Below are 7,142 nucleotides of genomic sequence, written 5' to 3'. Positions count from 1 at the left end.
ATCGAAGAGAAACCGACCATTGTTGTCGGAATTGGTCAAATTTTGTGCTATATTCCGCGCCCGCGATTTTTCATCTCAACACCGGTCATCGACATGCAAGCAGCCAAGCCGTTATTTGACTATCCAAAATATTGGGCCGAATGTTTCGGGCCAGCGCCGTTCCTGCCCATGAGCAGGGAGGAGATGGATCAGCTCGGCTGGGATTCCTGCGACATCATCATCGTTACCGGTGATGCCTACGTCGATCACCCGTCGTTCGGCATGGCGATTATCGGCCGGCTGCTGGAGTCCCAGGGCTTCCGCGTCGGGATCATTGCCCAGCCGAACTGGCAGTCCAAAGACGACTTCATGAAGCTCGGTGAGCCGAACCTGTTCTTCGGTGTTGCGGCCGGCAACATGGACTCGATGATCAACCGCTACACCGCGGACAAGAAGATCCGTTCCGACGACGCCTACACGCCGGGTGGCCTGGCGGGCAAGCGTCCTGACCGCGCCAGCCTGGTCTACAGCCAGCGCTGCAAGGAAGCCTACAAACACGTGCCGATCGTGCTCGGCGGCATCGAAGCTTCCCTGCGCCGTATCGCCCACTACGACTACTGGCAGGACCGTGTGCGCAACTCGATCCTGATCGATGCCAGCGCCGACATCCTGCTTTACGGCAACGCCGAGCGAGCCATCGTCGAAGTCGCCCAGCGTTTGTCCTATGGTCACAAGATCGAAGACATCACCGACGTGCGCGGTACCGCGTTCATCCGTCGTGACACGCCACAAGGCTGGTACGAAGTCGATTCCACGCGCATCGACCGTCCGGGCAAGATCGACAAGATCATCAACCCGTACGTCAACACCCAGGACACCCAGGCCTGTGCCATCGAGCAGGAAAAAGGTCCGGTCGAGGATCCGCAGGAAGCCAAGGTCGTGCAGATCCTGGCCAGCCCGCGCATGACCCGCGACAAGACCGTGATACGTCTGCCGTCGGTGGAAAAAGTCCGCAACGATGCGGTGCTCTACGCACACGCCAACCGCGTGCTGCACCTGGAAACCAACCCGGGCAACGCCCGCGCCCTGGTGCAGAAGCACGGTGAAGTGGACGTCTGGTTCAACCCGCCACCGATTCCGATGACCACCGAAGAAATGGACTACGTGTTCGGTATGCCTTACGCGCGCATTCCGCACCCGGCGTACGGCAAGGAGAAAATCCCGGCCTACGACATGATCCGTTTCTCGGTGAACATCATGCGTGGCTGCTTCGGCGGCTGCACCTTCTGTTCGATCACCGAGCACGAAGGCCGAATCATTCAGAACCGTTCCCACGAGTCGATCATTCGAGAAATCGAAGAGATTCGTGACAAGGTCCCGGGTTTTACCGGCGTGATCTCCGACCTTGGCGGGCCGACCGCGAACATGTACCGCATTGCCTGCAAGAGCCCGGAAATCGAATCCGCGTGCCGCAAGCCATCGTGCGTGTTCCCAGGCATCTGCCCGAACCTGAACACCGACCACTCGGCACTGATCCAGTTGTACCGCAGTGCGCGCGAGTTGCCGGGTGTGAAGAAGATCCTGATCGCTTCCGGCCTGCGTTATGACCTGGCGGTCGAATCGCCGGAATACGTCAAGGAGCTGGTGACCCACCACGTCGGTGGTTACCTGAAGATCGCCCCGGAACACACCGAGGAAGGCCCGCTCAACCAGATGATGAAACCGGGCATCGGCAGCTATGACAAGTTCAAGCGCATGTTCGAGAAGTACTCCAAGGAAGCGGGCAAGGAGCAGTACCTGATTCCGTACTTCATCGCCGCCCACCCGGGCACCACCGATGAAGACATGATGAACCTGGCCCTGTGGCTCAAGGGCAATGGCTTCCGTGCCGACCAGGTACAGGCGTTCTACCCGTCGCCGATGGCCACCGCCACCGCGATGTACCACTCGGGCAAGAACCCGCTGCGCAAGGTCACCTACAAGAGTGACGCAGTGACCATCGTCAAGAGCGAAGAGCAGCGTCGTCTGCACAAGGCGTTCTTGCGTTATCACGACCCGAAAGGCTGGCCAATGCTGCGTGAAGCGTTGACCCGCATGGGTCGTGCCGACCTGATCGGGCCGGGCAAGAACCAGTTGATCCCGCTGCACCAGCCGTCCACCGACAGCTACCAGAGCGCCCGTCGCAAGAACTCGACGCCAGCTGGCAGCCACAAGGTTGCAGGGGAAAAGACCACCAAGATCCTCACCCAGCACACCGGCCTGCCACCACGCGCCAGCGATGGCGGTAATCCGTGGGACAAGCGTGAACAGGCCAAGGCGGCGGCATTCGCCCGCAACCAGCAGGCGGCCAAGGAGCGCAAGGACGCGGCCAAGGGCAAGGGCCCCAAACCGACCCGCAAGCCGGTCGTACCGCGCTAAGCCTCGCTTGAGCTGAACAGAACGCCAACCTTCGGGTTGGCGTTTTGCATTCAGGGCCTGGACGAGCCTTTGTAGGAGCGGGCTTGCCCGCGAAGAGGCCGGAACTGCCAACCAATTTCTGTCTGATCGCCACATTTATGTGCACCTGCGTCAAACCATTTTCCTGCATCGCCCGATTTTGGTGCTGTACTGCCTCAGGCAACCGAAGAAAGCGCCAGCATTGCTGGATGGCATAAGTCTTGCCCGCTTTCCCATACGCTCAAGGCTCGCAGGAGGCACGCCGTGTCGATTCATGTCGCATTGCACCACGTCACGCATTACCGCTATGACCGCGCTGTTGAGCTCGGCCCGCAGATCGTTCGCCTGCGTCCCGCCGCTCACAGCCGCACGCGGATTCTGTCCTATGCGTTGAAAGTCTCGCCCGAGCAGCATTTCATCAACTGGCAGCAGGACCCTCAGGGCAATTACCTAGCGCGGCTGGTGTTCCCGGAGAAAACCGAGGAATTGCGAATCGAGGTCGATCTGCTGGCAGAAATGGCGATCTTCAATCCGTTCGATTTCTTCCTCGAGCCCTATGCGGAAAAGATCCCCTTCGCCTATGCCGCGGATGAGCGCAAGGAACTGGCGCCGTACCTGGAAACCTTGCCCCTGACGCCGAAGTTCAAGGCTTATCTGGACGGCATCGACCGCACACCGTTGCCCGCCGTGGATTTTCTCGTCGCACTCAACCAGCGCCTGAGCGAAGACATCGACTACCTGATCCGCATGGAGCCCGGTGTACAAACACCTGAGCACACCCTCGACCAAGCCTCCGGTTCGTGCCGCGACTCCGCTTGGTTGCTGGTGCAACTGCTGCGCAACCTGGGGCTGGCGGCGCGTTTCGTATCGGGTTACCTGATCCAGCTGACCGCCGACGTCAAAAGTCTCGACGGTCCGTCCGGCACCGACGTGGATTTCACCGACCTGCATGCCTGGTGCGAGGTGTACTTGCCTGGTGCCGGCTGGATCGGCCTGGATGCGACTTCCGGGCTGTTTGCCGGTGAAGGGCATATTCCGTTGGCCTGTAGTCCCGATCCGTCTTCTGCGGCCCCGATCAGTGGCCTGGTGGAACCCTGCGAGTGCGAATTCAGCCACGAAATGTCCGTGGAGCGGATTTGGGAAGCACCGCGGGTCACCAAGCCCTACACCGACGACCAGTGGCTGGCGATTCAAGCCTTGGGCCGGCAGATCGATGCCGACCTGCTGGAAGGCGATGTGCGCCTGACCATGGGCGGCGAGCCGACCTTTGTGTCCATCGATGATCCGGACGGCGCCGAGTGGAATACCGCGGCACTGGGGCCGGATAAACGGCGGTTGTCCGCCGAACTGTTCCAGCGCATGCGTAAACACTACGCGCCCAAGGGGCTGGTGCATTTCGGGCAGGGCAAGTGGTACCCCGGCGAGCAACTGCCGCGCTGGTCGCTCAATTGCTATTGGCGCCGTGACGGCGTGCCGATCTGGCACAACAGCGCGCTGATCGCCGATGAGCAGGAAGACTACGGCGCGGATGGCGCACTGGCCGGGCGTTTTCTGGCGAGCGTCGCCGAACGCCTGAAGATTCCGACACGCTTTGTGTTTGCGGCCTACGAAGATAATTTCTATTACCTCTGGCGCGAAGGGATGTTGCCGCAAAACGTCAGCGCTGAAGACTCGCGTCTGGAGGAACCGCTGGAGCGGGCCCGCCTGCGCAAAGTGTTCAGCCAAGGGCTGGACAAGGTCATCGGCCAGGTTCTGCCGCTGGCGCGCACCGCCAAGGGCGACCAGTGGCAGAGCGGGCGCTGGTATCTGCGCGACGAGCACTGCCGTCTGGTGCCGGGGGACTCGCCGCTGGGTTATCGCTTGCCGCTGGGGTCGCAGCCGTGGGTGACAGCGGCGGAATATCCGTTCATCCATCCGCAAGACCCGAATCAAGACTTCCCGTCGTTGCCCGATACCGCGCAACTGCAAAATCAAAGTGAAGCTGCCGAGGTGCAAGAGCGCGCGCCGAAGCTCGATGAATCCGCCGACTGGCTGACCCGCACCGCCTTCTGTGCCGAGGCGCGGGAAGGCCGGTTGTACTTGTTCATGCCGCCGCTGGAGCGGGTCGAGGATTACCTCGAACTGGTCGCTGCCATCGAAGCCACAGCCGAAGAGCTGATGTGCCCGGTGTTGCTGGAGGGCTACGAGCCGCCGAGCGACCCACGCCTGAGCAACTTTCGCATCACCCCGGATCCGGGGGTGATCGAGGTCAATGTGCAGCCGTCTGCGACCTGGGATGAATTGGTCGAGCGCACCGAATTTCTCTACGAAGAAGCGCGCCAGACCCGACTGACCACCGAGAAATTCATGATCGACGGCCGGCATACCGGTACGGGTGGCGGTAACCATTTCGTGCTGGGTGGCGCGACCCCGGGGGAYTCACCGTTTCTGCGTCGCCCGGATCTGCTGCGCAGCCTGATCAGCTACTGGCACAACCATCCGTCGCTGTCCTACCTGTTTTCCGGATTGTTCATCGGCCCGACGTCCCAGGCGCCGCGCGTCGATGAAGCACGCAACGATGCCTTGTACGAACTGGAAATTGCTTTCGCACAAATGCCTGAAGCGGGTGAGGAATGCCCGCCATGGCTGGTGGATCGATTGCTGCGTAATCTGCTGATCGATGTGACGGGCAACACTCATCGCGCCGAGTTCTGCATCGACAAACTCTATTCGCCGGACGGTGCCACCGGGCGCCTCGGATTGCTGGAACTGCGTGCGTTCGAGATGCCGCCCCATGCCCGCATGAGCCTGGCGCAACAATTGTTGCTGCGGGCGCTGGTCGCGCGGTTCTGGCGCGAGCCCTATGCGCCGCCGAAGCTGGCGCGCTGGGGCACGGAGCTGCACGATCGCTTTCTGTTGCCGCACTTTATCGAGCAAGATTTCGCCGATGTCATCGTTGACCTCAGCGCCGCCGGTTATCCGGTGCGGGCCGAATGGTTCGCCGCGCATCTGGAGTTCCGATTTCCCAAGGTTGGCGACTACGCCGTCAGTGGCATTGCACTGGAGTTGCGCCAGGCGCTCGAGCCTTGGCACGTGTTGGGCGAAGAGGGCGCCATGGGCGGCACGGTGCGTTACGTGGATTCGTCACTGGAGCGTTTGCAGGTCAAGCTCAGCGGCTTGCCGCCCCAGCGTTATCTGCTGACCTGCAACGGCATTCCGGTGCCATTGCAGCCCACCGGGCGTGTAGGCGAATTCGTCGCGGGGGTGAGATTTCGTGCCTGGCAACCGGCCAACTGTCTGCAACCGACCATCCCGGTCCACGCGCCGCTGGTGTTCGACCTGCTCGACACCTGGATGCAGCGCTCGCTGGGCGGTTGCCAGTATCACGTCGCCCATCCGGGCGGGCGCAACTACGACAGCTTGCCGGTGAACGCCAATGAAGCGGAGAGCCGGCGAATGGCGCGCTTCTTCCGCATCGGACACACGCCAGGGAAACTTCCTATACCCAATCTGGAAATCAGCGACGAGTTGCCGATGACGCTCGATTTGCGACGTTTCTGAACCGTACGCGACGCTCGGATTTTTCGTATATCCGGGCGTCACGAGCCTGCGTTAGTCTGCCCCTTCATTGCTGTCTGCCGAGCTTTCCATGCCTGACCTGCTAGACCGCTACCCGCTGATGGCGGGCACCTATCACGAACTGCTCGACGACAGTGGCGCCGTGCGCCCGCACTGGCGCCGACTGTTCGAGCAGTTGCAACGCAGCACGCCAACGCAGTTGGTGCAGCGTCAGGCCCTGCTGACCCGGCAGATTCAGGAAAACGGCGTTACCTATAACGTTTATGCCGATCCCAAAGGCGCGGACCGGCCGTGGGAACTGGACCTGCTGCCCCATGTCATCGCGGCTGATGAGTGGCAACAGTTATCGGCCGGCATCGCTCAGCGGGCGCGATTGCTCAATGCCGTGCTGGCTGATCTTTACGGTCCGCAACGGCTGATTGCCGAAGGTCTTTTGCCCGCCGAGCTGGTGTTCGGCCACAACAACTTCCTTTGGCCCTGTCAGGGCATCTGCCCGCCTGACGGAGCCTTTCTGCATCTGTATGCCGTGGATCTGGCGCGCACACCCGATGGCCGCTGGTGGGTGACGGCGGATCGTACCCAGGCGCCTTCGGGAGCCGGGTATGCGCTGGAAAACCGCACGATTGTGTCCCGGGCCTTTCCCGAGCTGTACCGCGACCTGAAAGTGCAGCACCTGGCCGGGTTCTTTCGCACCTTGCAGGAAACCCTCGCTCGTCAGGCCCCGAACGACGGGGACGCACCGTTGGTGGTGCTGCTGACGCCAGGGCGTTTCAACGAAAGCTATTTTGAACATTTGTACCTCGCTCGCCAGCTCGGCTACCCACTGGTGGAGGGCGGCGACCTCACGGTGCGCGATGCGACGGTCTACCTGAAGACCCTGAGTGGTCTGCGCCGGGTTCACGCGATCATGCGCCGGCTCGACGATGATTTCTGCGACCCGCTGGAGCTGCGCACCGACTCAGCCCTCGGCGTGCCGGGCCTGCTGGAAGCGGTGCGGCAGGGGCGGGTGCTGGTGGCCAACGCCCTGGGCAGTGGTGTGCTGGAATCGCCGGGGTTGTTGGGGTTTCTGCCGAAGATCAATCAATTCCTGTTCGGCGAAGAGCTGATCCTGCCGTCCATCGCCACTTGGTGGTGCGGCGAAGCGTCGGTATTGGCCCAGGCCCTGGAAA

Annotated in this window: 3 protein-coding genes; all 3 read left to right on the top strand. The window is 61.8% G+C overall.

Going from position 1 to position 7,142, the window contains the following annotated elements; translation table 11 throughout:
* Positions 1–93 precede the first annotated feature (93 nt).
* Positions 94–2,397, top strand: coding sequence for a YgiQ family radical SAM protein (locus ACXRVY_RS13055; RefSeq protein WP_007994999.1), 2,304 nt, complete (start codon positions 94–96; stop codon positions 2,395–2,397).
* Positions 2,398–2,679: 282 nt separating this feature from the next.
* A complete protein-coding gene (locus ACXRVY_RS13050) occupies positions 2,680–5,955 on the top strand; it encodes a transglutaminase family protein (RefSeq protein WP_223462534.1) in 3,276 nt (1,091 codons plus the stop codon).
* Between the two features lie 88 nt (positions 5,956–6,043).
* Positions 6,044–7,142 (top strand): circularly permuted type 2 ATP-grasp protein (locus tag ACXRVY_RS13045; RefSeq protein ID WP_458237526.1); only part of this gene is annotated, 1,099 nt, incomplete at its 3' end.

The sequence above is a fragment of the Pseudomonas sp. P5_A2_2 genome (assembly GCF_054177685.1).
This window is presented reverse-complemented; position numbering and strand designations above follow the sequence as displayed.